This window comes from Pigmentiphaga sp. CHJ604 (genome assembly GCF_036972535.1).
Lineage (GTDB): Bacteria > Pseudomonadota > Gammaproteobacteria > Burkholderiales > Burkholderiaceae_B > Pigmentiphaga > Pigmentiphaga daeguensis.
In genome coordinates this window covers 4349019-4374711 of record NZ_CP136998.1, presented here as the reverse complement: position 1 = coordinate 4374711, position 25693 = coordinate 4349019, and the positions used below count along the sequence as shown (strand labels likewise).

Sequence of the window (25693 nt, the reverse complement as noted above, 5' to 3'; positions counted from 1 at the left end):
AGATCCTTAGCGGTAGGCGATGTCGGCGCGGCGGTTTTCGGCGCGCGAGGCTTCATCGGTGCCGGTGGACTTGAGCTTTTCCTTGCCGAAGCTGATGGCCTCGACCTGGTCGTCGCGCACGCCCAGCAGCAGCATCATGCGGCGCACGGCTTCGGAGCGGCGCTGGCCCAGTGCCAGGTTGTATTCGCTGCTGCCGACGTCGTCGGTGTTGCCCTCGATCACGACCTTGCGGTTGCGGTTGTTGTTCAGGAAGCGAGCGTGGTTTTCGACGATGGGACGGTACTGGTCCTTGACCACATAGCTGTCGAAATCGAAGTACACCGAGCGCTGGGCCAGCACGCCCTTCGGATCGTTCAGGGGATCCAGGCCTTGCTGGGTGGTATCGACACGGGCGACGCCGTTGGCGTTGGCGCCGGTGTTCTGGCCGGAGCGGTCTTCGACCGGGACGTTGCTGCTCTCATCGAGCTTGACGGGGCTGCTGCAAGCCGAGACTACCGCGACAACGCTCGCCACGACGAACATTTTGAATGCACGAGTAGACATGATTTTTTCCTTGGGTTCCGAGGGACGATAGTGGGTTGGAAAAGACGATGACCAGACCGAAACGTGATCCTAAAGTGTCACATGAGCCCCACGGCGCGCAAGGTTGCAAGACGTGACAACGATGCGGCGCCGCGACAGCGAGGCCCGTTTCAGGTAATCAATTGTTCAGGAAAGGCCCCCAGGTGGGTTCGCGTACGTCACCGTTGAGCACCGACAGAGTCTGGGTAACGCGACCGTCGCTCGAAACCGCAGCCAGCACACCGCGGCCGGACTGCGATGTTGCATAAAGAATCATCTTTCCGTTGGGGGCAAAGCTGGGGGATTCGTCCCGGCCGCCGTTGGTGAGGACGAGCTCATTACCGGTGGCGAGGTCTAGGGAAGCTATCTGGAAGCCGGCGCGGCGGGTGACGTACAGCAAGGTTTTGCCATCAGGCGACAACTGGGGAGAAATATTGTAAGTCCCTTTGAACGTGACGCGCTCGACTTGATTGCTGTCCACGTTCATGCGGTAGATCTGCGGGCTGCCGCCGCGGTCGCTGGTAAACAGAATGGCGCGGCCGTCGGGCGTGAAAGTGGGTTCGGTATCGATGCCCGGAGACTGGGTCAGGCGGCGCAAACCCGAGCCGTCGGCGTTCAGCATGTAGAGCTGGGACAGTCCGTCGCGGGTCAGAACGACCGCCAGGCGGTTGCCATCGGGCGCCCATGCGGGGGCGCTGTTATTGCCCTTGAAATTGGCAACCGGTATCCGCTGGCCCGTGGTGATAGTGTGCACGTACACAACAGGCTTGCGCGATTCGAAGCTGACATAGGCCAGGCGGGTGCCGTCGGGCGACCAGGCGGGCGAGATGATGGGCTCGCGCGAGCGCAGGGCGGTCTGGGCGTTCTGGCCGTCGGCGTCGGCGATCTGCAGTTCGTAGATGTTGTCGCGCTTGAGGACGTAGGCGATGCGTGTTGCGAAAATGCCACGATCCCCGGTCAGTTTCTCGTAGATGCGGTCGGCGATCTGGTGGGCGGTACGGCGCATCTCGTTCGCGCCCGACGCGAAGGCCACGCCATCGATCTGTGCCTGCTTGACCGTGTCGACCAGGCGGTAGCGCACGTCGTAGCGGCCGTCGCCCGTGCGCTGCACGCTGCCCACGGCCAGTGCGTCGGCGCCGCGGGTCTTCCAGGCCGCGAAACCGATGACGGCCGAGTCCGACAGCGGCGTTTCCCCGGCATCGATGATGCGGAACAGGCCGGTGCGGTTCAGGTCGGCGCGGATGATTTCCGCGATCGCCTTGCCCTGCGGGTCGGCCGATTCGAAGTTGGCGATGGCCACCGGGTACTGGTTGGCGCCGGCCCCGGAGATCTGGACGGTCAGTTGGGCCCGGGCCGGAGCGGAGCCCAGGGCGAACGCCGTCGCGGCCAGGGCCGCGGCGCATTGCAGGAGCCGCCGTCCTAGCCGGTTGCCGAGGTCACGCAGGCGGGCGCTGCCGGACAGGGCGGACGAGGGGGGGAAAGCGGGATTTGCAAATGTCATCAGTCGAACATCCGATATTGAACTTCTATGTTGGACTCGTACCGGCCGGAGGACGGCCGCGGGAAGGGGTCGCAACGCCGGATACCGGTCTCGACCGCGCGATCGAAAGCCGGGACGCCGGAGGAGCGGAGGAGGCGCGGCGCGCCCGCCTGGTCCCCGGTGGGTAGCAACTGGACCCGGAACACGGCTGTGGGGTTCCCGTCGGAGGAACTGCCACTTGCACTATAAATGACTCCAGGTTTGATGCAAGCGCGCACCAGGTCCGCATAGCCGGGATCGCCCCCGCCGCCGCCCGCCTGGTTGCGGCTGGCGGTGCCGCCCTCGCGGCCGCCTTCCAGGCCGGCGGCGCGCGCGGTGTCGTTGCGGAAGGCTTCGCGCAGCTTGCGATCGCGCTCGGCCTGGGCTTTCTTCTCGGCGGCGGCCTTCTTCTCCGCCGCGGCTTTCTCGGCCGCGGCTTTCTTTTCGGCCGCGGCCTTGTCGGCGGCCAGTTGCTCGGCCTTCTTCTTCTCGGCCTCGCGCTGCTCGGCTTCCTTCCTTTCCTGCGCGCGCTTCTCGGCCTGCTTCTTTTCTTCCAGCTTCTGCTGCTCGCGTTTGCGCTCGGCCTCGCGCTCCTCGGCCTCGCGCCGTTCAGCCTCGCGGCGCTTCTTTTCCTGCTCAATGGCGATGTCGGGTTTCTCCTGCGTCACCTTGGGTTCGGGTGGCGGAGGCGGCGGCGGGGGAGGCTTGACCGGTTCTGGCTGCGGTTCGGGCGTGGGGGTGGGGTCGGGCTCGGGCTGGTTGGGCGCGGGCAGCGCCGTCCACAGTTCGGCCTGGACCGGGCCCGGCGCGCGCCGGTTCCAGTCCAGGCTGAAGATCAGGGCGGCGGCCAGCAGCAGGTGCATCAGCACCGCCAGGGCGAAGGCTTTCCACTTGCCGGGTTCCGGCGGTCGTCGGAGAGGTCGGTTGGATCGGTCGTTGGGCGCCATGGGCGATCAGGAGCCTTGTTGCTTGACCAGCAGGCCGACCCGCTTGACGCCCTGGCGCTGCAGGTCGTCCATGACTTTCAGCACGGACTCGTATTGCGCCTTGCGGTCGGCGGAGATGACGACGGGCTGGTCGGGATGTTCGGACTGGCGTTCGCGCGCCAGGCGCGCGAGGTCGTTGCGCGGGATGGCGTGCGGCGTGCTGTCGCCGCGTTCGCGGTCGCGGATGGTGACGCTGCCGTCGGCGGCCAGGATGACCTCGAGCGGCTTGACCGGCACCTGCGAGGCCTTGCCCACCGTGGGCAGGTCGATGACGCCCGGCGACATCATGGGTGCGGTGACCATGAAGATCACCAGCAGCACCAGCATGACGTCGATGTACGGGACGACGTTGATCTCGTTCATGGAGCGGCGCCCGCCTCGGCCGCCGCGGTTGCTGGAGCGGATCGAGGGCATCAGCGCACCTGTCGTTGCAGGATGTTCAGGAACTCGTCGATGAAGCTGTCGAAGCGGATGGACAGCCGGTCGATGTCGTGCGAGAACCGGTTGTAGGCGACCACCGCGGGGATGGCGGCGAACAGGCCGATGGCCGTGGCCACCAGCGCTTCGGCGATGCCGGGCGCGACGCTGGCGAGGGTGGCCTGTTCGACGTTGGCCAGGCCGCGGAAGGCGTGCATGATGCCCCAGACCGTGCCGAACAGGCCGACGTAGGGGCTGACCGAGCCGGTGGAGGCCAGGAAGGCGAGGTGGGATTCGAGCGAGTCCATCTCGCGCTGGTAGGCGGCCCGCATCGCGCGGCGGGAGCCGTCCAGCAGCGTGTTGACGTCGCTCAGCTTGCTCTGGCGGCCCTTGACGAATTCGGCCATGCCGGCCTCGAAGATGCGCGCCAGCGCGCCCTGTTCGCCGCGCCGGGTGGCGACGGCCTGGTGCAGCATGTTCAGGTCGCCCCCGGACCAGAAGTCGGCCTCGAAGCGCTCGGTCTGCTGCTTGGCGCGCTTGATGGCGAAATGCTTGCGGAAGATGTAGGTCCAGGACATCAGCGACACGATGGCAAGGATGGCCATCACGCACTGGACCGTAAAGCTTGCCTGGGTGATCAGGGACAGGATGGACATGTCCTGGTTGACGTTCATGCAGAGTCCTTTGGGGGGCGAAAGAGAATGCCTGGGGGTTGATGTCGGGGTTAATCGGTTGCGGGTCCGGCCGCCAGCGGCGCCAGCGTCCGGACGAGTCCGGACGGCAGCGCGCGCGGACGCAGCGTCGCGCGATCGACGCATCCTACCTGGACCTTGCCGGTTGCGAGCAGTTCATCGCCGCGTTCGCAAAACTGCAGGAAATCGATCGATGCCTTGCCCAGGCGGGAGACCTGGCTGCGTATGGTCAAGGAATCATCCAGGGCGGCCGGCCGCCGGTACTGGGTATCGATGCTGCGCACGACGAAGATGCAGCCCGTTTCGTCCGCCAGCGCGCGCTGTTCCACGCCCAGCGCGCGCAGCCACTCGGTGCGGGCGCGTTCGAAGAACTTGAGATAGTTGGCGTAGTAGACCACGCCGCCGGCGTCGGTATCTTCGTAGTAGACCCGGATGGGGAACCGGAAATCTGCACTGGCGGGTTGGGGCACGAGGCGAACCTTGGATGAGTCGAGCAAGCTTGGAGGCCGATGAGGCCCTGGGGCGAAATTGTAAACAACCCGCCGGCCCTGGGCACCCGGCCGCCATCCGGGCATTGTGCCAAATGTGACGGCTTGTAAAGCGGGAAACTTTAGCGCGCCGGCGCCGTCAGACGCCAGGAAGCGTTGATTGCAAGCCTGTGCGGCTTCGGGTGCGTGGGTGGCGCCGTCCGGGTTATCGACGCTTCCACCCTTTATTTTTATGGTTGGACGATTCCGCTTCGTGCTGTAATGGCTGCGTCATCGACGCCGTTCATGATTTCGTCCGACTTGATGTCGCTGTGCCCTGCACAGTAGAACCCGTGACCTGGGGGATGCCCAGGCACGGGTTTTGTTTTTGTACCCCCCTACGCGCTTGCGCGCGCCCAGTAGGGTGAGCCCCCAGCCGCTACGCGGCAGCCCCCCAAGGGGGCCGGGATCCGCCTTGTATCATTTCCGTATCAACTGGAGAACAGATCGCCACCGGTTTGCGCGGGCGGGGTCAGGCCCAGGTGGCGGTAGGTGCCCTGGGTGGCGATGCGGCCGCGCGGGGTGCGTTGGACGTAGCCGTGCTGGATCAGGTAGGGCTCGATCACGTCCTCGATGGTGTCGCGTTCCTCGCCGATGGCCGCGGACAGGCTGTCCAGGCCGACGGGGCCGCCGTCGAACTTGTAGACGATCGCTTCCAGCAACTTGCGGTCCATGATGTCCAGGCCGGCCGGATCGACGTCCAGCATGGATAGGGCGGCGTGGGCGACTTCGCCGGTGATGCGGCCGCCGGCCTTGACCTCGGCGTAGTCGCGCACCCGGCGCAGTAGCCGGTTGGCGATGCGGGGCGTGCCGCGCGAACGGCGCGCGATCTCGCGGGCGCCGTCCTCGGCGATGGCGGCGTTGAGCAGGCCGGCGCTGCGGGTCACGATGGAGGACAGTTCGTCGGCGGTATAGAACTCCAGCCGGGCGATGATGCCGAAGCGATCCCGCAGCGGATTGGTCAGCATACCCGCGCGGGTGGTGGCGCCGACCAGCGTGAAGGGTTGCAGGTCCAGCTTGACGCTGCGGGCGGCGGGACCTTCGCCGATCAGGATGTCGATCTGGAAGTCCTCGAGCGCGGGGTAGAGGATTTCCTCGACTACCGGCGACAGGCGATGGATCTCGTCGATGAACAGGACGTCGTTGCGTTCCAGGTTGGTCAGCAGCGCCGCGAGGTCGCCCGGCCGCTCCAGCACCGGGCCCGAGGTCTGGCGCAGCTGGACGCCCATCTCGCGCGCGACGATGTGGGCCAGCGTGGTCTTGCCCAGGCCCGGCGGGCCGAACAGCAGGACGTGGTCCAGCGACTCCTGGCGGTTGCGCGCGGCGGCGATGAAGATCTCGAGCTGTTCGCGGATGCGGCGCTGGCCGACGTACTCGTCGAGCGCCTTGGGGCGCAGCGCGCGTTCGATGGCCTCTTCGTTGGGAGACGAGGCGCGCGGAGAGATCACCCGCATGTCGGGGGCGTCGTCTCGGATGGAAAGCTTGTCGGGCTGGATCGCCATGGAGGTATTCTGCCTTGAACTGCTGGTATGTTAGCCCGTTCCGCGCCGGCCTGCGGAGGGCGCCGCCGGTTCAGTAGTCCAGCCGCCCGTACAGTTCGCCGAAGGGCACCATGACGTGCTCGCGATAGGGCGCCCGCTGCTGCAGCCGCTGGTACCAGGCCCTGACATGGGGCACCTCGGGCCGGGCGATGTCCAGGCTGAAATAGCGGTACAGCGCCGTGCCGGCGGGAATGTCGGCCAGCGTCAGCCGTTCGCCTTCCAGAAACGGCCGGTTCGCCAGTCGCGCATCCAGCAACTGGAAATACCCGGCGCATTCCTCGACGCGGGCGCGGATGGCATCGAGATCGCGCAAGGGCTCGGGCGTCCGGTAGTAGCCCCAGAACACGCCGGTCAGGAAGGCGGGTTGCAGCGCGGTGTGGGCCCAGTCCATCCAGCGTTCGGCCCGAGAGCGCGCGGCCGGGTCGGCCGGCCAGAAGGCCGGGGCGCCGTGGCGGGCCGCCAGGTAGCGCAGGATGGTGTGCGATTCCCAGACGACGGTGCCGTCGTCGTCGATGACCGGTACCTTGCCGTGCGGGTTCAGGGCCCGGAACGCCGGCGTATCGACCAGGCCGTGCTCGCCGCCGGCGGGGATGTGCTCGTAGGCCAGGCCCAGTTCGCCCGCGAACCAGAGCACCTTCTGTACATTGAAGGAGCTGCGCCGTCCCCAGATCCTGAGCATGCGGCCTCCGCCGGCCCTAGCGTGCCAGCGCCTTGAGCGCCAGCTTGATGCCTTCCGAGACGCCCACGCCGGCCGGCAGGTTCTTCACCGAGGCCACGGCCTCGCGTTCGGAATAGCCCAGCGCCACCAGGGCGTTGAGGATGTCGGTCTGTCCGTCCGCCACCGCGTGGCCGGCCGCGGCGCCGAGGTCGGCGCCCAGCTTGCCCTTGAGTTCCAGCAGCAGCCGCTCGGCCGTCTTCTTTCCTATGCCCGGTACGCGGGTCAGGCGGCCGGCCTCCTGCAGGGTGACGGCCTGCGACAGCTCGGCCACCGTCATGCCCGACAGCACGGCCAGCGCGATCTTGGCGCCCACGCCGCTGACCTTGATGAGTTCGCGGAAAGTGGCGCGTTCGGCCGCGGTGCCGAAGCCGTACAGCACGTGGGCATCCTCGCGTATGGCGAGGTGGGTGAGCAGCGTCACCCGGGCGCCGAGCTCGGGCAGGGAATACAGCGTGCTCATCGGCACGTCCAGCTCGTAGCCCACGCCGTTCACGTCCAGGCAGACGGTGGGCGGTTGTTTCTCGACCAGCGTTCCGGTCAGGCGTCCGATCATGAATTCACCTTGGCGACTTGTCGTCGCGCGTCATACTAATCTTCCGGCCCGCAGCCGGGTGCCGCGGCGGGCGAAGGCGGGATGGCTGCCATGCTCCCGCAGGCGGTCGGCCATGGGGGAGATGTGCGCATGGCAGATGGCGCAGGCCAGCGCGTCGGCGGCATCGGCCGCGGGGGCGCCGTCCAGCGACAGCAGGTGCTGCACCATGGACTGTACCTGGGTCTTGGCGGCCCGCCCGGTGCCCACCACCGATTTCTTGATCTGCAGCGCGGTGTATTCGTGCACCGGCAGCCCGGTGTCGGCCAGCGCGCACAGCGCCGCGCCGCGCGCCTGGCCCAGCAGCAGCGTCGAGGCGGGGTTGGTGTTGACGAATACCTTCTCGACGGCGGCGAAGTCGGGCGCGGTGTCGCGCACGACCTGCCGCAGGTTGTCCAGGATGATCTTGAGCCGCGCCGACAGGTCGTCGTCGGCGGGCACCACGATGGTCCCGCTGGCGACATAGCGCAGCCGCGGCCCCTCCGATTCGATCACGCCGAACCCCGTACGCCGCAATCCCGGATCCACCCCCAGAATACGCATAACGTCAGCCTACCCCATAACCAGGGCGCCGCGGATCCGGCTCCGCCGGTCCGCCAGCGCCGCCCCCGGGACCCGGCGCCGGGCCGCCCCAAGGCGGGTCCCGGCCCCCTCGGGGGGCTGTCGCGTAGCGGCTGGGGGCTCACCATGCCGGGCGCGCGTAAGCGCGTAGGGGGGGGGCATTTTCAATGGCGGAAGTGGCGGGTGCCCGTCAGCACCATCGCGATGCCGCGTTCGTCGGCCGCCGCGATGACTTCCGCGTCCCGCATGCTGCCGCCGGGCTGGATGACGCAGCTCGCGCCCGCGTCCACGACCACGTCCAGGCCGTCGCGGAACGGGAAGAAGGCATCGGAAGCCACGGCCGATCCCTTGAGCGACAGGCCGGCGTTCTCGGCCTTGATCGACGCGATGCGGGCGGAATCGACGCGGCTCATCTGGCCGGCGCCCACGCCCAGCGTCATGCCGCCGCCCACGAACACGATGGCGTTGGACTTGACGAACTTGGCCACCTTCCAGGCGAACAGCAGGTCGTCCATCTGGGCTTCGGTGGGCGCGACCTTGGTGACGACCTTGAGCTGGTCGCGCGCGACGTTGAACGAATCGGGCTGCTGCACCAGCCAGCCGCCGCCCACGCGCTTGACGTCGAAAGCGTTCACGCCGTCGCCCATCGGGATCTCGAGCAGGCGCACGTTCTGCTTGGCGGCGAAGATCTCCAGCGCGCCGGCCTCGTAGGCGGGGGCGAGCAGCACTTCGACGAACTGCTTGCTGACCGCCTGCGCGGTGGCGGCGTCCACCGGACGGTTGAAGGCGATGATGCCGCCGAAGGCGGACGTGGGGTCGGTCTTGAACGCCTGCTGGTAGGCGTGGAGCGCGTCGGTGGATACCGCCACGCCGCAAGGATTGGCGTGCTTGACGATGACGCAGGCCGGCGCATCGAAGGTGCGTACGCATTCCCATGCGGCGTCGGCGTCGGCGATGTTGTTGTAGGACAGTTCCTTGCCCTGCAGCTGGCGGTAGTTGGCCAGCAGGCCGGCTGCCGGCGCGGTGTCGCGATAGAAGGCCGCGGACTGGTGCGGGTTCTCGCCGTAGCGCATGGCCTGGCTCTTGGTGGCCTGGAAGCTCAGGGTCTGGGGGTAGGCCTCGCGCACGGGCACGGCCTCCTGGGCCGGCGCGTCGGTCAGGCTGGTCAGGTAGTTGGCGATCGCGCCGTCGTACGAGGCGGTATGGGCGAACACCTTCTTGGCCAGGTTCAGGCGCAGGGCGTAGGAGGTCGCGCCGGTGGCGTCCATTTCCTCGAGCACCTGGGCATAGTCGGCCGGATCGATGACGACCGTGACGCCGCCGGCTTCGGTGCCATGGTTCTTGGCCGCCGCGCGCAGCATGGCCGGTCCGCCGATGTCGATGTTCTCGACGGCGTCGGCGAAGGTGCAGCCGGGCTTGGCGACGGTCTCGCGGAAGGGATAGAGGTTCACCACCAGCAGGTCGATGCGGCCGATGCCGTGGCTGGCGATGGCGTCCAGGTGCGCCTGGGCGTCGCGGCGGGCCAGCAGGCCGCCGTGGATCTTCGGATGCAGCGTCTTGACGCGGCCGTCCATCATCTCGGGAAAACCGGTGTAGTCGGAAACTTCCTGCACGGGCAGGCCGGCCTGGGCCAGCAGCTTGGCCGTGCCGCCGGTGGACAGCAGTTGCACGCCGCGGTCGTGCAAGGCCCTGGCGAAGTCGACGATGCCGGATTTGTCGGAAACGGAAAGAAGCGCGCGTTCGATTTTCATGAGTGTGGGGCAGAATGGCGTGCCAGGGCCGGCACGGAACAATGGGGATGAGGGGGCCGCGTCAGACCTTGATCTGGTAGTGGTCGAGCTTCTTGCGCAGGGTGTTGCGGTTGATGCCCAGCATCTCGGCGGCGCGCGACTGGTTGCGGTCGGCCTTCTCCAGCACGACCTCCAGCATGGGACGCTCGACGGCCGTCAGCACCATGTCCCAGATGCCGCTGGTCGTCTCGCCTTCAAGATCCTTGAAGTAGCGGTCCAGGGTGTGGCGTACGCACTCTTCAAGCGTATGTTCTTTCATTGGTTGTTTCCTTGATGCGCGGCCTAGGCGGCCAGCCGCGAGGCTGGCGTTGCGGGGCGATCGAACCAGTCGGCCACCGCCTGCCATTGGTCGCGCGTGTTTTCTATCAAATTCAGCTGCGCACAGAACTGCGGCCCTCCCGGCAGCGAGCCCAGATACCAGCCGATATGCTTGCGCGCGGTCCGCACGCCCGTGTACTCGCCGTAGAAACGGTAGTGGTCGTCCAGGTGCTGCAGCAGCAGTTCGCGCATCTCCGACTGCGTGGGAGCGGGCAGGCGGGTTCCGGTGCGCAGGTAGTGGTCGATTTCCCGGAACAGCCAGGGCCGGCCCTGGGCCGCCCGGCCGATCATGACGGCGTCGGCGCCGGTGGCCTCCAGCACGCTGCGCGCCTTCTCGGGAGAGTCGATGTCGCCATTGGCGATGACGGGAATGGCGAGCTCGGCCTTGACCGCGGCGATGGTCTCGTACTCCGCCTCGCCCATGTACAGGTCCTCGCGGGTGCGGCCGTGCAGGGCCAGGGCCGCGATGCCGATGTCCTGCGCGCGCCGCGCCACGCGCAGCACGTTGCGGTCGGCCCGGCGCCAGCCGGTGCGGGTCTTGAGCGTGACGGGCACGCCCAGCGGCTCGCAGGCGCGCACGACGGCTTCCAGGATGCGCGCGACCAGATCCTCGTCGCGCAGCAGGGCCGAGCCGGCGGCCACGTTGCAGACCTTCTTGGCCGGACAGCCCATGTTGATGTCGATGATGCGGGCACCCTTGCCGACGTTGAAGACGGCGGCCTGCGCCATCATCCCGGGATCGCTGCCGGCGATCTGCACGGCGATGGGGTCGCTTTCGCCCTCGTGGTCCAGGCGGCGCGAAGTCTTGACGCTGTTCCACAGGCGCGGGTTGCTGGCGGCCATCTCGGACACGGCGTGGCCGGCACCCAGCCGCTTGCACAACTGGCGGAACGGACGGTCCGTCACGCCGGCCATGGGAGCGACGAAAACGTTGTTCGGAAGGTCGTAGGGGCCGATGCGCATGGCTGGATGCGCCGTCAGCCCCATTCATGGGGGTTGCGGCGCGTGGGCAAAAATGTCCGAGGAAGGCGGGGATTGTACCGCTGTCGGGGCGCCCCGGCGATCAGGCCCGCAGCCCTTCCATCAATTGTCGCGCCAGCGGCCCGCGCAGGGTGCGCGACACGTCCAGGCCCAGCAAGGCCAGGCCGCAGGCATGCTCGACCGGTGCCAGGCCGGTCGCGAAGATGCGCGGCATGAAATCGGTCAGGCCGCTGGTCAGCCAGCGGTCGGCTCCACGGGCGCGGGCATAGGCCGACAGCAGCGGCGCCGCGCGGGCGGACGGGTCGCGCAGCAGGGGCGCGAGGCTTTCGGCCAGCCGGGCGGCATCGCGCAGGCCGAGGTTCATGCCCTGGCCGGCCACCGGGTGCAGGGTCTGGGCGGCGTTGCCGATGGCCACGGTGGCGCCATCGACCACGTGGCGGCGCAGATTGATGCCCAAGGGATAGCGGTGGCGCGGGCCGGCGGCGGCGAAGCCGCCCAGCCGGGTGCCGAAGGTCCGGCCCAGGGCGTCGGCGAAGGCGCCGTCGTCCAGGGCCGCCAGGCGCTCGGCATGGCCGGGGCGGCAGCACCAGACCAGCGCGTAGCGGCCGGTGTCGTGGGCGGGGCCGGCGGGGTAGGGCAGCAGCGCCAGCGGGCCCTCGGTGGTGAAGCGTTCCCAGGCCCAGCCCGGGCGCGGGCGGCTGGCGCGGACGATGGCCAGCACGGCATGCTGGCCGTAGTCGCGGTGCAGGTCGTTGCGGGCCTGGTGGTCGAAGGTACCCCCTTCGGCGTGGACGCAGGCCCGGGTGGTCCATTCCTGGCCGTCCTGGCCGACCACCGCGGCGTCGCCCTCCTGGCGCAGGATGGCGGCAGGCTCGCCCGCGCGGATGGTGATGCCCGACAGCGCCAGCGCGGCGTCCAGGGCTTCGACGATGCCCGGATAGGGCACCACCGTGCCCAGCGCCGGCACGCCGAAATCGGCGTGCGAGATGTGGGTGCGGCCCAGTCGGCCCTTCTGCGAGACGTGGACGTGCAGGATGTCGGCGCCGCCGGCCGGCCAGGCGCCCAGCGACGCCAGCAGCACCCGGCTGCCATGATTGAGCGCCATCGAGCGCGGGTCGGCCGTCGTGTCGGCGGAGACGACCGCGGGGCGCCGGGGCCGGCACAGCACGATGCGCTCTGGCCGGGAGGTCGCCCGGGCCAGGAGCAGCGCCAGCGTGGCCCCGACCGGGCCGCCGCCCAGGATGGTGACGTCCGCCTGCATGCCCGCTTCAGCCCCGCATCAGGGCTTCGATCTCGTCGGCGCCAACGGGGACGCCGCGGGTGATCAGTTCGCAGCCGGATTCGGTCACGACGGCATCGTCCTCGATGCGGATGCCGATGTCCCAGAACCGCTCGGGCACGTCGGCCGCGGGGCGGACGTAGATGCCCGGCTCGATGGTGAGCACCATGCCCGGCCGCAGCTCGCGCCATGGGCGGGGCTCGTCCGCGGACGCCGCCGCGCCCGGTTCGCGGTAGTCGCCCACGTCGTGCACGTCCATGCCCAGCCAGTGGCCGGTACGGTGCATGTAGAAGCGGGTGTACTGCTGGGATTCCAGTACGCCGTCCAGCGTGCCGGTCAGCAGGCCCTCGTCGATCATGCCCTGGGCCAGCACGCGGACCGCCGCGTCGTGGCCCTCGTTCCAGCGCGCGCCGGGACGGGTCAGGGCGGCGGCGGCGTTCTGCGCTTCCTGCACCAGGTCGTACAGCGCGCGCTGCGGTCCGCTGAAGCGGCCGTTGACGGGGAAGGTACGGGTGATGTCCGACGCGTAGCCATCCAGTTCGCAGCCGGCGTCGATCAGCAGCAGGTCGCCGTCCTTGAGCTCGGCGTCGCCGGCGCGGTAGTGCAGCACGCAGGCGTTGTGGCCGGTGGCGACGATGGAGTTGTAGGCGACCGACTGCGAGCCGTGGCGGCGGAATTCGTGCAGCAGTTCGGCCTCGATCTCGTATTCGCGCAGGCCCGGGCGCGACGCTCGCATGGCGCGCACGTGGGCGCCCGCGGAAATGGCGCCGGCCCGGCGCATGGTTTCGATCTCGAAGGCGTCCTTGACCAGGCGCATTTCCGCCAGGATGGCCCGCAGGTCGTAGCTGCTGGCGGGCGCGGTGGCGCCGGACCGGCCCATGGCGCGCACCCGCTCCAGCCATCCGCGCAGGTGGGTGTCGAACAGGCGGTCGCTGCCCATGGGCACGAATAGCGCGGGCTGGTCGGCGATGAGCTTGGGCAGTTCGTCGGCCAGCGCCTCGACCGGCAGCGCGCGGTCGAAGCCGAACTGCTCGGCGGCCGCGTCCGGGCCGACCCGGTAGCCGTCCCAGATCTCGCGTTCCAGGTTCTTGCTGCGGCAGAACAGGATGCTGCGGTCTTGCGCACCCGCGATCAGGACCAGCCAGGCCTCGGGTTCGGGAAAGCCGGTCAGGTAGAAGAAATCGCTGTCGAAGCGGAACGGGAATTCGGCGTCGCGGTTGCGGACGAGCTCGCGCGAGGTGGGCAGGATCGCGATGCCGCCGCCTCGGGCGCGCATGACGTCCAGCACGCGGCGGCGGCGCGCGGCGAAGGGGGAGAGGTCCTGGGCGGGAATGCTCATGGCGATGGATCCGTGCGCGGGAATGACCAGGGTTTATTGTAGGCTGGCATCGAGGTCGGCCAGGCGCTGCGGCGTGCCCACGTCGGTCCAGCGCCCCCGGTGGTGCATGCCGCCGACCTGGCCGCGGGCCATGGCGGCGCGCAGCAGGGGCGCCAGCCTGGCCGGCTCGCCCGCCGGCAGGCCGGCGAACAAGGCCGGCTGGTAGACGCCGATGCCGGCGAAGGTCAGCCGCGGATCGCCGTCCCGGACCAGGCCGCAGGGCGCCAGGTGGAAATCGCCGGTGGGATGGTGAGCGGGATTGTCGACCAGTACCAGCCAGGCCAGGCGGTCCTGCCGCGACAGGTCGCCGGCGGCGGCCTGTGCCAGGGCGGGATCCCAATCGGTCCAGATGTCGCCGTTGATCACCAGGAAGGGCTCGTCGCCCAGCAGGGGCAGGGCCTGGCGGATGCCGCCGGCCGTTTCCAGCGCGGTGGCCTCGGACGAATGGCGCACGCGCACGCCCCAGCGCGAGCCGTCGCCCAGCGCTTCCTCGATGCGCGCGCCCAGCCAGGCATGATTGACGACGATGTCGCGCAGTCCCGCGCGCGCCAGCCGTTCGATGTGCCAGACGATCAAGGGCTTGCCGCCGGCCGGCAGCAGCGGCTTGGGGGTGGTGTCGGTCAGCGGCCGCATGCGTTCGCCGCGTCCGGCCGCCAGGATCATGGCACGCATCAGAACGTGTACCCGGTGTCGGGAGTCCGCCCGTCCAGCTTGTCCAGCAGCTTCATCAGCGGCTTGAAGGCCAGGTAGCGGCCGGCGACCTGCCGCACGTAGGTGTTCACGCGCGGCATGTGGTCCAGGTAGCCGAGCTTGCCGTCGCGGTGGGCCAGGCGGGAGAAGACGCCCAGGATGCGCAGGTTGCGCTGCAGCCCCATCCATTCGTAGGCCCGATGGAAATCGGCGAAGTCGGCCGCCACCGGCAGGCCGGCCTTGCGCGCCATTTCCCAGTACCGGATGCCCCAGTCGAGCTGCTGCGGCTCGTCCCAGGTGGTGCGGGCGTCGGTCAGCACCGAGGCGAGGTCGTAGGTGATGGGGCCCACGACCGCGTCCTGGAAGTCGATGACGCCGGGATTGGGGCCGTAGTCGGGGCCGCCCGCCGGCAGGTCGGTCAGCATCAGGTTGGGCGAGTGGTAGTCGCGGTGCACCAGCACGAAGGGCTGGGCCAGGTTGGCATCGATCAGCGTCTGGAACACGGCGTCGAGCGCGGTCCGGTCGGCCGCGTCCAGGGGCAGGCCGCGGTAGCGCGCGGCGTACCAGTCGGGAAACAGCTCGAGTTCGGTTGCCAGGCGGGCCTTGTCATAGCGCACCAGGCCGGTGGTTGCGCTTTGTTGCAACTTCACCAGCGCCGCCAGCGCGTCCATGTAGATGCGGTGGGTATCGTGCGGGGTCGGCGTGCCGCGCAGGTAATCGACGTAGGTCGTGCGCCCCAGGTCGGACAGCAGCAGGAAGCCCTGGCCTAGGTCCTGCGCCAGCACGCGCGGCACGTGCACCCCGGCGTCGTGCAGCAGTCCGGCCACGTGCAGGAAGGGGCGGCAGTCTTCCTTGTCGGGCGGGGCGTCCATCACGACCGCGGTGCCCGGGCCCATGGCGACCCGGAAATACCGCCGGAAGCTGGCGTCGCTGGAGGCGGGCTGGAGGCTGGACGGGTCGAGTTCGAGCTCGGGGGGAAGGCTGGACAGCCAGGCGGCGGCCTGGGCTCGCCGGGGGTCGGCGCCGGCCTGGCCGGCGGCTTGATCGGGGATGGCATTCATGCCTCCTATAATACCGACCGATATCGGTTCCCGGAACGAACCGGCCCCTTTTCGGCGGGGTCCGGCGCCCCCGGCGAAAGCCGGCGGGCCGCTATCTTTTTTTACCGCGCGCGGCCGCCGGCTCGCGTATTCTTCGACTTTCCGTTTTTTCATTCCTCGAGGCCCGTGCGATTGATCCGGTGGTTCAGCCTGTTTGCAGCATTTGCGGTAGCGCCGCTGGCCTATGCGCAAGACGGTCCGTCCGAGTCCCCGGCCGGTGCCGGGCCGGTATCCGGCCCCGGCCTGCGCCTGTCGCCGGGCCTGCGCGAACATACCTATGATCCCGACCAGTTGCCGGTGTTCATGCAGGCCGACACGCTCACGGCCGAGGACCAGGACAAGCTCAGGCTGGAAGGCAAGGCGCAGGTGCGGCGCCAGGACATCATCCTGAAGGGCGACGCCATCGAGTACGACCAGGTCGAGGACGAACTGGACGCGCTGGGCAACGTACGGCTGATCCGCGACGGCAACCTGCTGACCGGCCCCAGGCTCAAGCTCAACATGAGCAGCGGCACGGGCGAGATCGACAACGCCCGGTTCTTCTTCGGCCTCAATGGCGGCAGCGGTTCGGCCGAGCGCATCCGCATGCTGGGGCAGAACCGGGTCCGCGCCGACAGGGTGCGCTATTCGGGATGCGCGTGCGAGACGCCTGACTGGGAGCTTCGCGCCCGGCGGGCCGACTTCGACTATGACGCCGGCACCGGGGTGGGCTACGGCGGGGTGCTCTATTTCAAGAACGTCCCCATCCTGGCTTCGCCCATCATTTCCTTCCCGCTGAACAACGAGCGCAAGTCGGGCTTCCTGTCGCCCACGTTCGGCCTGACCAGCAAGAGCGGTCCGGAATTCTCGATTCCGTACTACTTCAACATCGCGCCCAACCGCGACGCCACGTTGACGCCCAAGTTCATGACCCGCCGCGGGCTGCAGCTGTCGGGCGAGTTCCGCTACCTGGAGCCTTCGTTCAGCGGGGTGACGCGGCTGAGCTACCTGCCCGACGACCGGGTCGCGCAGCGCGACCGCTATCTGTTCAGTTCGCAGCACCGGCAGCAACTGACGCCCAACCTGGGTTTCAACTGGAACGTCTCCAAGGCCTCGGACGACGCCTATTTCCGCGACCTGTCCGTGCTGGGCACGGGCCTGGCCTCGACCGCGACGCTGGAGCGCTCGTTCTCGCTGAACTGGCAGCAGGGATACTGGGAAGCCTATGGCCGCGTGATCAGCTACCAGACCTTGCAGGATCCGCTGGCGCCCATCGTGCCGCCGTACGGCCGCGAGCCGCAACTGCACCTGACCGGCCAGCGCTACGACTGGAACGGTTTCGACGTGCGCATGGACGCCGACGCCACGCGCTTTCGCAGCAATACGCTGGTGAACGGTTCGCGCGCCTATGCGTATCCGTCGGTGTCGTACCCCATCATCCGGCCGGGCGGTTTCTTCATTCCCAAGATCGGCATCCATTCCACCCGCTACAACACCGATTCCTACCAGGGCGCGGCGTCCTACACCGCGAACCGGACGGTGCCCATCATGTCGCTGGACACCGGCCTGATCTTCGAGCGCGACAGCACGCTGCTCGGCAAGGAAGCCCGCCAGACCCTGGAGCCGCGCCTGTACTACCTGCGGGTGCCGTACCGCAACCAGTCGAACCTGCCCATCTACGACACGGCGCTGGCCGACTTCAACTTCGCCCAGATCTTCTCCGAGAACCTTTACTCGGGCTGGGACCGGATCGCCGAGGCCAACCAGCTGACCGCGGCGCTGACCACGCGCTGGCTCGATCCCAAGACCGGCGTGGAGCGCGCGCGCATCATGGGCGCCCAGCGGCTGTACTTCAGCGACCAGCGGGTCACGCTGCCGGGCGAGGAGCCCAGTTCCGACGGCCGTTCCGATTTCCTGGTGTCGGTCTATGGCGCGCTGACGTCCACGCTCAGCGGCGAGACGACGGTGCAATACAATCCCAAGATCGAGCGGGTGACCCGGTCCACGATCGGCGCGCGATGGAGCCCGCAACGCCTCAGCACGATATCGCTGGCCTACCGCTACAAGCGGGAGACGATCAGCGTGCCGGGGCAGGAGTTGATCGACATCGCCTTCCAGTGGCCGCTCGCGCCCCGCTGGTTCGGCATCGGGCGCATCAACTATTCGCTGCTCGAGAACCGGATCGCCGAGGCGGTGGCCGGCATCGAATACAACGGCGGGTGCTGCTGGGCTTTCCGCCTGGTCGGCCAGCGCTACGCGGTGGCCAAGGACAACGCCACGACCGCGATGTTCTTCCAGCTCGAGCTGACCGGATTCGGCGGCATCGGGGCGAGCCCGATGACGACGCTGCGCCGGAGCATCCCGGGTTATCAGGTAATCAACCCGCCGCCTGAGAAAGGGACGGTGTTCGAAAGGTACGAATGATGGTTTCCAAGGTATTGCCCAGAATGACGAAAGCGGCCCACGGCGTCGCCCTTTGCTGCCTGGCCGCTTTGGCGGGCGGTTCGGCGGTGGCCCAGGGGCTGCGCATGCCCGGCGACCTCGGCGGCTCGCCGGGCGGCAACGGTCCCACCCTGCTCGGACCTCAATCTGCGCCGCCCGCCAGCCAGGCTCCCGCGGCCCCGGCGGCTCCCGCCGCGCAGGCGCCGCGCAGCACGAACGGTTCGCGCATCCAGATGGGCGACAACATCGTCGCGGTGGTCAACACCGACGTCATCACCCGCCGCGAACTCGACGCCCGCGTGCACGCCGCCCAGGCCACGCTGGCGCGCCAGCAGATCGCGCCGCCGGACGCGGCCACGCTCGAGCGGCAGGTCCTCGAACGCATGGTCGTCGAGAAGACCCAGTTGCAGGAAGCGGCGCAGACCGGCATCCGCATCGACGACCTGCAACTGGACCGCGCCATCAGCCGCATCGCCCAGCAGAACAACGTGTCCGTGTCGCAGATGCGCGACCAGATCGAACGCGACGGGCTGCCGTTCTCGGTCTATCGCGAAGACCTGCGGCAGGAGATCACGCTGCTGCGCTTGCGCGAACGGGCGGTGGACAGCCAGATCCAGATCTCGGAACCCGAGATCGATGCCTATCTGTCCGAGCAGCACGAAGCCGCGCCTTCCGACCTGGCGCTGGCGCAGATCCTGGTGCGCGTGCCCGAGGGCAGCTCGTCGGACATGGTGGCGCGCCTGCGCCGCAAGGCGGAGACCCTGCTCCAGCAGGCGCGCGGCGGCGCCGACTTCGCCCAGTTGGCGGCGTCGTCCTCGGATGGCGAAGAGGCCCTGCGCGGCGGCGATCTCGGTTCCCGTCCCGCCGACCGCTGGCCGTCGATGTTCGTCGACGCGGTGGCGCAATTGAGCCCCGGCGGCATCAGCGAGATCATCCAGAGCGGCAACGGCTTCCACATCATCAAGCTGGTCGACCGCAAGTCGTCCGGCGGCGGCACGGGCGGCGCGATGCCGGTGCGGCAGACCCATGCCCGCCACATCCTGATCCGGCCCACCGAGGTGCTGACGGCCGAGCAGGCGCGCGAGCGGCTGGTGAACATCCGCCAGCGCATCGTGCAGGGCGGGGCGAACTTCGCCGACATGGCCCGCCAGTATTCCAACGATTCGTCGGCGCCGCAGGGCGGCGACCTGGGCTGGCTGTCGCCCCAGGAAACCGTGCCGGAGTTCGAGCGCGCCATGGACGCGCTGCAGCCCGGCCAGGTGAGCGAGCCCGTGCAGTCGCCGTTCGGCTGGCACCTGATCCAGGTCGTCGAGCGCCGCACGCAGGACGTCGGCCGCGAACGGCAGCGGGCCGAGGCGCGCCAGACGCTATTCCAGCGCAAGCTGGACCAGGCGTACGAAGACTGGGCGCGGCAGTTGCGGGACAAGGCCTATGTCGAAATGAGACTGAATCCCCCCCCTACGCCCTGACGGGCGCCCCCCAGGGGGCGGCACTGGCGGACCGGCGGAGCCGGATCCGCGGTGCCCTGGGGTACTACCCGGCGGGTGGGGGACGGCGTCTTGGGCGCCGTTTTTTGTTTTTTTGTGATGGCCGGTCGTTGGGCTGGCGGATGAGTGAGATGAGTGCGATGCGCAGGCTGGTCTTGACGACCGGCGAACCGGCGGGGATCGGGCCTGAGTTGTCGGTCGCGGCCGCGGCGTGGTTCGCGGGCGAGCGCGGGGCGGGGCGGGTGCCGGCGGACGTGGAGCTGGTGCTGGTGGGCGATCGCGATCTGCTCGCGCAGCGCGGCGGGCGGGATGCCGCGGCGTTGGCGGGGGTGGCGGTGCATCATGTGCCGCTGCGCGTGCCGTCCGAGCCGGGCAGGCTGGCGGTGGCCAATGGGCGCTACGTGCTCGACACGCTGGATGCGGCCATCGCCATGGTGGCCGATGGCCGGGCGCAGGCCATCGTTACCGCGCCGGTCCACAAGGGCGTGATCAACGATGCCGGCGTGGCCTTCTCGGGGCATACCGAATATCTGCAGGAGCGGGCGGGCGTCGACAAGGTCGTCATGATGCTGGCCGGCGGCGGCCTGCGGGTGGCGCTGGCGACTACGCACCTGCCGCTGCGGGCGGTGCCCGATGCGGTCACCGCGCAGACGCTGGACCAGGTCCTGCGCATCCTGGACGCCGACCTGCGCCGGCGCTTCGGGCTGGCGAACCCGCGCATCGCCGTGTGCGGCCTGAATCCGCACGCCGGCGAAGGCGGCCACCTGGGGCGTGAAGAAATCGAGGTCATCGAACCTGCCATCGCGCGGGCCCGCGCCGCGGGTATCGACGCGCGCGGGCCGCTGCCCGCCGATACGCTGTTCGTGCCCGCGCACGTCGCGCAGTTCGACGCGGCCCTGGCCATGTTCCATGACCAGGGCCTGCCCGTGCTCAAGCACGCGAGTTTCGGGCACGGCGTCAACATCACCCTGGGCCTGCCCTATGTGCGGACCTCGGTGGACCACGGCACCGCGCTGGACCTGGCGGGAACGGGCAAGGCCGATCCCGGCAGTTTGCAGGAGGCCATCGTCACGGCCCTCCAGATGATACGAGCGGGCGCCCAGGCCGCCGGCTCCGGAGTTTCCGCATGAAACATCAGGCGCGCAAGCGCTTCGGCCAGCACTTCCTGGTCGACGAAAGCATCACCGATTCCATCGTCCGCGCGGTGAACCCGCGCCGGTCCGACAACGTGGTCGAGATCGGTCCCGGCCTGTCGGCGCTGACCCGGCCGCTGCTGGACAGGCTCGATTGCCTGAAGGTCGTCGAGATCGACCGCGACCTGGCGGCGCGGCTGCGGGGGCAGTATCCGCCCGAGCGCCTGCAGGTGACCGAGGCCGACGTGCTGACGGTGGATTTCGCGCCGTTCGGCCAGGCGCTGCGCGTGGTGGGCAACCTGCCCTACAACATTTCCAGCCCGCTGCTGTTTCACCTGATGGCCTATGCCGACCAGGTGCGCGACCAGCATTTCATGCTGCAGCGGGAAGTCATCGACCGCATGGTGGCCCGGCCGGGCGATGCCGACTACGGGCGCCTGTCGGTCATGCTGCAGTCGCGCTACGACATGGAGAAGCTGTTCGACGTGCCGCCCGAGGCCTTCGATCCGCCACCACGCGTGGTCTCGGCCGTCGTGCGCATGATCCCGCTGCCGGCCGACCGGCCGCGCGCGCGCAGCGAGGAAGCCCTGTCGGCCACCGTGGCCCGCGCGTTCGCCCAGCGCCGCAAGATGCTGCGGCGGGGGCTGGGCGACTGGGCGGGGCTGGTGCCCTGGGAACGACTGGGGATACCGGAAACCGCGCGCGCCGAGGCGTTGTCGGTGGCGCAGTTCATCGCGCTGGCCGACGTGCTGCACGAGGCCGGCGTGGTCTGATCGCGCCGCCATCCGGCGGCGCGGCGCGCTACTCGGGCTGGATGCCCGCCTTGGCGACGATGCCCCGGTAGGTGTCCACGCTGCTGGCCAGCAGCGACGCGAATGTCGCCGACGAAGGATGCGCCGCGACCTCGAAGCCCGCGGTCTCCAGGCGTTCCTGCAGGTCCGGCGAGGCCAGGGCGTCTTCGATGCCGCCGCGCAGTTTCTCGACCACGGCGGGCGGCATGCCCGCCGGGCCGAGCAGTCCCACCCAGGTGTCCGGCACGGCGAAGCCCGCCAGGCCCGCCTGGGCCAGCGTGGGGACCTCGGGCGCGGCCTTGGCGCGCTCGGCCTGCAGCACCCCCAGCAGACGCAGCTTGCCCGCCTTCACGTGCGGCAGGACGTTGGAAAGGACCAGGATGCCCACGGGCACCTGTCCTCCCACTACGTCGTTGAGCGCCGGCGCGCCACCCTTGTAGGGCACGTGGATCATGTCTATGCCGGTCGAGGCCTTGAGCAGTTCGCCGCCCAGTTGCTGGGATGAACCGACGCCCGATGTCCCGTACGAGAGCTTGCCCGGGCGCGCCTTGGCATAGGCCAGGAATTCCTTCAGGTCCTTCACGGGCAGCGCGGCGTTGACCACCATGGCCTGCGGCGCCGTGCCTATCATCGCCACCGGCGTGAAGTCCTTGACCGGATCGTAGGGGACGTTGCGCGAGAAGAATGGCAGCGTGTTGTGGGGCGGCCCGAGCTGCATCAGCAGCGTGTAGCCGTCCGGGGCGGCCCGCGCCACCAGTTCGGAGCCGATCATGCTGTTGGCGCCGGCGCGGTTGTCGACGATGAAGGTCTGCCCCAGCGCCTCGCCCAGCTTGTGGGCCACGGCCCGGGCCACGGTGTCGGCGGCGCCGCCCACCGCGAAAGGCACGACCACCCGGACCGGGCGGTCGGGATAGGTGCCGGCCAGGGCCGGCAGGGGCATCAGGCACAGGGCGGCCAGCGCCCGCCTCATCGGGTTCATGGTGTCTCCTTGATGTTCGTGGTCGCGGCCGCGCGAGAGGCGGCCGTCGCCGTGTCAGGCCGCGGGCGGGAAGCGCTCGGAATAAGGAATGAATCCGATGCGGTTTTCGTTGACCCAGCGGGCCAGCTCATCGTGCCGGGGGAACCAGACGCCGGGATGGGCGGCGATGTAGCCCAGCACCTCGTCCAGCATCGCGCTGATCAGCGGCCGCCCGCCGAAGTGGCCATGCACGGTGATGTTGATGAACGCGTTGGGTTCCTTGCGATACAGGAAATCGAAGGTGTCCCGGTAGCACTGGAAGAAGTCGCGCGGGGCGGCGCGCAGCACCCGGTTGTCGGCGAAATCGCTGTGCGGGATGGCGACCATGCCGCCGTGCCGGGTCTGGATCTGGCAGGGCAGGTCCAGGTAGTTGTAGTCGCCATGCCAGAGCATGCCTTCCTCGGCCAGCAGGTCCGCCGTCCGCTCGGTGGTCGCGATGGTCGAGCTCAGCCATCCTTGGGGCCGCACCCCGGCGGTGCGATGCAGGATGTCCAGGCTCTTGCGGATCAGGGCGCGTTCCTCCGCTTCGTCCAGGCCGGGCAGCACCTCGTCCTGCGCGTAATTGTGGCCCGCCAGCTCGAAGCCCTGGCCGACGATGGCGTGGATGACCTCGGGGAACAGTTCGGCCACCCGCGCGTTGACGCAGAACGTGGCGGGCAGCCCGCGGTCGCGCGCCAGCCGCATCAGCCGGTAGGCGCCGGCCCGCGCGCCATATTCCGACCAGGTGATGCCGGCCAGGTCCTTCGCGCCCGGCTTGGGGGGACTCGTCATGGGCGAGTAGGGCGGGGCCTTGCCCTCGGACCAGCTTTCGACCAGGAAGGTCAGCGCCACGACGATGCGCGCGCCGCCCGGCCACATGGATGCGGAAGTGGACATGAAGTCTCCGGTTGACGTTGCCCACGGTCTTGCCGTGGTGATGCCGCCCACTATCCGTTCTTCCCGGACTTTTAACAATTTTAACTTTTTTAATTAAAATTAAGACTTACTGGAAAACCGGCCACGTCCCCATGCCCGAGGCGTTCAAGATCCCCCAGCTTCGTCAGTTCGTCATCGCCGCCACGCGGCAAAGCCTGCGGGCCGCGGCCGAGGAAACCCACCGCACCCAGGCCGCGGTCACGCTGGCCATGCAGAACCTCGAGGCCCAGGTAGGCGGCAGCCTGTTCGAGCACGGGCACCAGGCCCGCCTTACGCCCCTGGGCGAGTCCGTGCTGCCGCTGCTGCGGGAACTGGTGGCGCTGCACGACCGCGTGCAGAACGAGGTCGGCCTGCTGGCGTCGGGCGAGCAGGGGTCGATCGCCCTGGCCGTCATGCCGTCGCTGGCGGAGGAATGGCTGCCACGGGTGCTGCGGCGGTTCGCCGCGGATCATCCCGGCGTCAGCCTGAAAATCGCCGACGTGTCCTCGCCGCAGGTCGGCCCCATGGTGGCCAGCGGCGAGGCCCAGCTCGGCATCGCCGGAGTGGGCGCGGACCTCGCGGGCCTGCGCTGCATGCCCGTGGCCCAGGACACGTTCGGCGTCGTCTGCCGCCGCGACCATCCCATCGCCGGGCGCGGGAGACCGGTGCCGTGGCGGATCCTGGAAGGCGAACCCATCATCGAGAACACCACTTTCCATGCGCTGCGCGGGCATCGCGTGGCGGCGCTGCTCCAACGGCCCCACCTGGTCATCAAGAACCGGACGTCGCTGATCGCCGCCGTGAAGGCGGGCCTGGGAATTACCGTGCTGCCGACGCTGGCGCGGCCGGCGGTCGAGCACGACCTGGCGTTCGTGCCGTTGGCGGCGCCGCGCATCGAGCGCCGTGTCGGCGTGCTGCATGGCGAGGGCCGGTCGTTGTCGCCGGCGGCGGCGCACATGCTGGCGCTCATGCTCGATTCGCTGCGGGCCTTCGCGCAGGCCAAAGGCGCGCGGCCGATCGCCGCGCCGGCGGGTCAGCCGAAGAACCAGTAGCACACGCCTATGGCGGCCAGCACGCCGGCCAGGTCGGCCAGCAGCGCGCAGCCCACGGCATGCCGCGTGCGCTGGATGCCGACCGCGCCGAAGTACACGGCCACCACGTAGAAAGTGGTTTCGGTGCTGCCCTGTATGGTGGCCGACAGCAGCGCGGGGAAGCTGTCCACGCCGTGGTTCTGCATGGTCTCTATCATCAGCGCGCGGGCCGCGCTGCCGGAGAAAGGCTTGACCAGCGCGGTGGGCAGGGCGTCCACGAAACGGGTGTCGAAACCCAGCCACTGGATGGCCAGGCGCAGCCCGTCCAGCGCGAAGTCGAGCGCGCCCGAGGCCCGCAGCACGCCGATCGCGCACAGCATGGCGACCAGATAGGGCAGCAACCCCTTGGCCACGTCGAAGCCGTCCTTGGCGCCCTCGATGAAGCTTTCGTAGACAGGAACCTTGCGGATCGCGGCCACGACCAGGAAGAACAGGATCAGCGCGAACAGCGTCAGGTTGCCCAGCAGCGAGGACAGCGCGCCCAGCGCCGCCACCGAAAGCGTGGACAGGAAGGCCATGAAGCCGCCCAGCAGCAGCGCGGTGCCGCCCACCCAGGCCAGCACCACGGGATCCCAGACCCGCAGTCGCTGCACCGCGGCCACGCACAGGAAGCCGGCCAGCGTCGAGGCGCTGGTCGCCAGCAGGATGGGCAGGAACACCAGGGTGGGGTCGGCCGCGCCCTGCTGCGCGCGGTACATGAAGATGGTGACCGGCAGCAGCGTCAGCGACGAGGCGTTGAGGACCAGGAACAGGATCTGCGCGTTGCTGGCCGTGGTGCCGCTGGGGTTGAGCGTCTGCAGCGACTTCATCGCCCGCAGGCCGATGGGCGTGGCGGCGTTGTCCAGGCCCAGCACGTTGGCGGCGAAGTTCAGCGTGATCAGGCCGATGGCGGGATGGCCGCGCGGTACCTCGGGCATGAGCCGCGCGAACAGCGGTCCCAGGATCCGCGCCAGCGCGTCGACCAGCCCGGCCTGTTCGGCGATCTTCAGGAAACCCAGCCACAGCGCGATGGTGCCGAACAGCAGCACCATGACTTCCACCGACAGCTTGGCCATCGCGAACAGCGAGGCGACCATGGCCTGGAAGACCGTCGGATCGTGGGCGATGCCCCAGCGCGCCAGGGCGGCGGCTGCCGCGGCGATGAAAAATCCCAGCCAGAGTTTGTTCAGCATGCGCGACAGGAGTAGAGGACAAGGCGCCGGCCCGGGAAG

At 69.0% G+C, this 25693-nt stretch carries 25 protein-coding genes; 5 read left to right on the top strand and 20 right to left on the bottom strand.

The features are described from left to right. Nucleotides 1-6: 6 nt before the first annotated feature. From R4823_RS21015 to R4823_RS20935, 17 genes are all read right to left on the bottom strand, one after another. Nucleotides 7-543 (bottom strand): OmpA family protein, encoded by a 537-nt coding sequence (locus R4823_RS21015; RefSeq protein ID WP_279820501.1) that lies wholly within the window; start codon nt 541-543, stop codon nt 7-9. Between the two features lie 157 nt (nt 544-700). Continuing rightward, nucleotides 701-2062, bottom strand: coding sequence for a Tol-Pal system beta propeller repeat protein TolB (gene tolB / locus R4823_RS21010; protein WP_338616003.1), 1362 nt, complete (start codon nt 2060-2062; stop codon nt 701-703). Further along, nucleotides 2062-3027, bottom strand: a complete 966-nt coding sequence (gene tolA, locus R4823_RS21005) for a cell envelope integrity protein TolA (protein WP_087837716.1) — start codon at nt 3025-3027, stop codon at nt 2062-2064. The genes tolB and tolA overlap by 1 nt, the downstream gene beginning before the upstream one ends. A gap of 6 nt (nt 3028-3033) precedes the next feature. Then, nucleotides 3034-3480: a protein TolR gene (tolR, locus tag R4823_RS21000; RefSeq protein WP_087837715.1), complete on the bottom strand. Its 447-nt coding sequence runs from the start codon at nt 3478-3480 to the stop codon at nt 3034-3036. Next, nucleotides 3480-4157: a protein TolQ gene (gene tolQ, locus R4823_RS20995; RefSeq protein ID WP_087837714.1), complete on the bottom strand. Its 678-nt coding sequence runs from the start codon at nt 4155-4157 to the stop codon at nt 3480-3482. The genes tolR and tolQ overlap by 1 nt, the downstream gene beginning before the upstream one ends. 50 nt (nt 4158-4207) lie before the next feature. Then, the gene (gene ybgC / locus R4823_RS20990; protein WP_338616001.1) at nt 4208-4645 is read right to left on the bottom strand and encodes a tol-pal system-associated acyl-CoA thioesterase; all 438 of its coding nucleotides are present in this window, start codon (nt 4643-4645) and stop codon (nt 4208-4210) included. A 488-nt stretch (nt 4646-5133) separates the two neighbouring features. Beyond that, nucleotides 5134-6204 carry a Holliday junction branch migration DNA helicase RuvB gene (gene ruvB / locus R4823_RS20985; RefSeq protein ID WP_087837712.1) on the bottom strand — a complete coding sequence of 357 codons (1071 nt, stop codon included), beginning with the start codon at nt 6202-6204 and terminating at the stop codon, nt 5134-5136. A 70-nt stretch (nt 6205-6274) separates the two neighbouring features. Next, the gene (locus tag R4823_RS20980) at nt 6275-6922 is read right to left on the bottom strand and encodes a glutathione S-transferase (protein WP_338615999.1); all 648 of its coding nucleotides are present in this window, start codon (nt 6920-6922) and stop codon (nt 6275-6277) included. 16 nt (nt 6923-6938) lie between these two features. Beyond that, nucleotides 6939-7514, bottom strand: a complete 576-nt coding sequence (gene ruvA / locus R4823_RS20975; protein WP_338615997.1) for a Holliday junction branch migration protein RuvA — start codon at nt 7512-7514, stop codon at nt 6939-6941. Nucleotides 7515-7544: 30 nt separating this feature from the next. Further along, nucleotides 7545-8093, bottom strand: a complete 549-nt coding sequence (gene ruvC, locus R4823_RS20970; RefSeq protein ID WP_279820493.1) for a crossover junction endodeoxyribonuclease RuvC — start codon at nt 8091-8093, stop codon at nt 7545-7547. A gap of 182 nt (nt 8094-8275) precedes the next feature. Next, complete coding sequence (gene purH / locus R4823_RS20965) at nt 8276-9862, bottom strand: bifunctional phosphoribosylaminoimidazolecarboxamide formyltransferase/IMP cyclohydrolase (RefSeq protein WP_338615996.1); 1587 nt, start codon at nt 9860-9862, stop codon at nt 8276-8278. 61 nt (nt 9863-9923) lie between these two features. After that, nucleotides 9924-10160, bottom strand: a complete 237-nt coding sequence (locus tag R4823_RS20960) for a helix-turn-helix domain-containing protein (protein ID WP_087781600.1) — start codon at nt 10158-10160, stop codon at nt 9924-9926. 23 nt (nt 10161-10183) lie between these two features. Continuing rightward, nucleotides 10184-11182 (bottom strand): tRNA dihydrouridine synthase DusB, encoded by a 999-nt coding sequence (gene dusB / locus R4823_RS20955; protein WP_087837707.1) that lies wholly within the window; start codon nt 11180-11182, stop codon nt 10184-10186. Between the two features lie 100 nt (nt 11183-11282). Next, nucleotides 11283-12461, bottom strand: a complete 1179-nt coding sequence (locus R4823_RS20950; RefSeq protein ID WP_338615992.1) for a UbiH/UbiF/VisC/COQ6 family ubiquinone biosynthesis hydroxylase — start codon at nt 12459-12461, stop codon at nt 11283-11285. A 7-nt stretch (nt 12462-12468) separates the two neighbouring features. Continuing rightward, on the bottom strand, nt 12469-13818 hold the full coding sequence (locus tag R4823_RS20945) for an aminopeptidase P N-terminal domain-containing protein (protein WP_338615991.1): 1350 nt from the start codon (nt 13816-13818) through the stop codon (nt 12469-12471). 33 nt (nt 13819-13851) lie between these two features. Further along, a complete protein-coding gene (gene murU, locus R4823_RS20940; protein ID WP_338615990.1) occupies nt 13852-14529 on the bottom strand; it encodes an N-acetylmuramate alpha-1-phosphate uridylyltransferase MurU in 678 nt (225 codons plus the stop codon). After that, the gene (locus tag R4823_RS20935; protein ID WP_279820482.1) at nt 14529-15608 is read right to left on the bottom strand and encodes a phosphotransferase; all 1080 of its coding nucleotides are present in this window, start codon (nt 15606-15608) and stop codon (nt 14529-14531) included. Before R4823_RS20935 ends, murU begins: the two co-directional genes overlap by 1 nt. A gap of 165 nt (nt 15609-15773) precedes the next feature. Here R4823_RS20935 and R4823_RS20930 point away from each other — a divergent pair, with 165 nt between their 5' ends. The 4 genes from R4823_RS20930 to rsmA all read left to right on the top strand — a co-directional run bounded on the left by R4823_RS20930 (nt 15774) and on the right by rsmA (nt 21461). Then, the gene (locus tag R4823_RS20930; protein WP_338615989.1) at nt 15774-18050 is read left to right on the top strand and encodes an LPS-assembly protein LptD; all 2277 of its coding nucleotides are present in this window, start codon (nt 15774-15776) and stop codon (nt 18048-18050) included. A gap of 23 nt (nt 18051-18073) precedes the next feature. Beyond that, a complete protein-coding gene (locus tag R4823_RS20925; RefSeq protein ID WP_338615987.1) occupies nt 18074-19537 on the top strand; it encodes a peptidylprolyl isomerase in 1464 nt (487 codons plus the stop codon). A 149-nt stretch (nt 19538-19686) separates the two neighbouring features. Next, the gene (gene pdxA, locus R4823_RS20920) at nt 19687-20685 is read left to right on the top strand and encodes a 4-hydroxythreonine-4-phosphate dehydrogenase PdxA (protein WP_338615986.1); all 999 of its coding nucleotides are present in this window, start codon (nt 19687-19689) and stop codon (nt 20683-20685) included. Then, entirely contained in the window at nt 20682-21461 is a 780-nt protein-coding gene (gene rsmA / locus R4823_RS20915; RefSeq protein ID WP_087837699.1) for a 16S rRNA (adenine(1518)-N(6)/adenine(1519)-N(6))-dimethyltransferase RsmA, read from the top strand. The genes pdxA and rsmA overlap by 4 nt, the downstream gene beginning before the upstream one ends. A gap of 28 nt (nt 21462-21489) precedes the next feature. Here the strand turns inward: rsmA and R4823_RS20910 are convergent, their stop codons facing one another. Both R4823_RS20910 and R4823_RS20905 read right to left on the bottom strand, forming a co-directional pair. After that, nucleotides 21490-22458: a tripartite tricarboxylate transporter substrate binding protein gene (locus tag R4823_RS20910; protein WP_338615985.1), complete on the bottom strand. Its 969-nt coding sequence runs from the start codon at nt 22456-22458 to the stop codon at nt 21490-21492. Nucleotides 22459-22512: 54 nt separating this feature from the next. Continuing rightward, nucleotides 22513-23373 carry a polysaccharide deacetylase family protein gene (locus R4823_RS20905; RefSeq protein WP_338615984.1) on the bottom strand — a complete coding sequence of 287 codons (861 nt, stop codon included), beginning with the start codon at nt 23371-23373 and terminating at the stop codon, nt 22513-22515. Nucleotides 23374-23504: 131 nt separating this feature from the next. Between R4823_RS20905 and R4823_RS20900 the strand changes: the two genes are divergently transcribed. Continuing rightward, the gene (locus R4823_RS20900) at nt 23505-24443 is read left to right on the top strand and encodes a LysR substrate-binding domain-containing protein (RefSeq protein ID WP_338615982.1); all 939 of its coding nucleotides are present in this window, start codon (nt 23505-23507) and stop codon (nt 24441-24443) included. On the opposite strand, the gene R4823_RS20895 is transcribed toward R4823_RS20900, so the two are convergent. Continuing rightward, nucleotides 24425-25654 carry a spore maturation protein gene (locus R4823_RS20895; protein ID WP_087837695.1) on the bottom strand — a complete coding sequence of 410 codons (1230 nt, stop codon included), beginning with the start codon at nt 25652-25654 and terminating at the stop codon, nt 24425-24427. The genes R4823_RS20900 and R4823_RS20895 overlap by 19 nt on opposite strands. Nucleotides 25655-25693 lie beyond the last annotated feature (39 nt).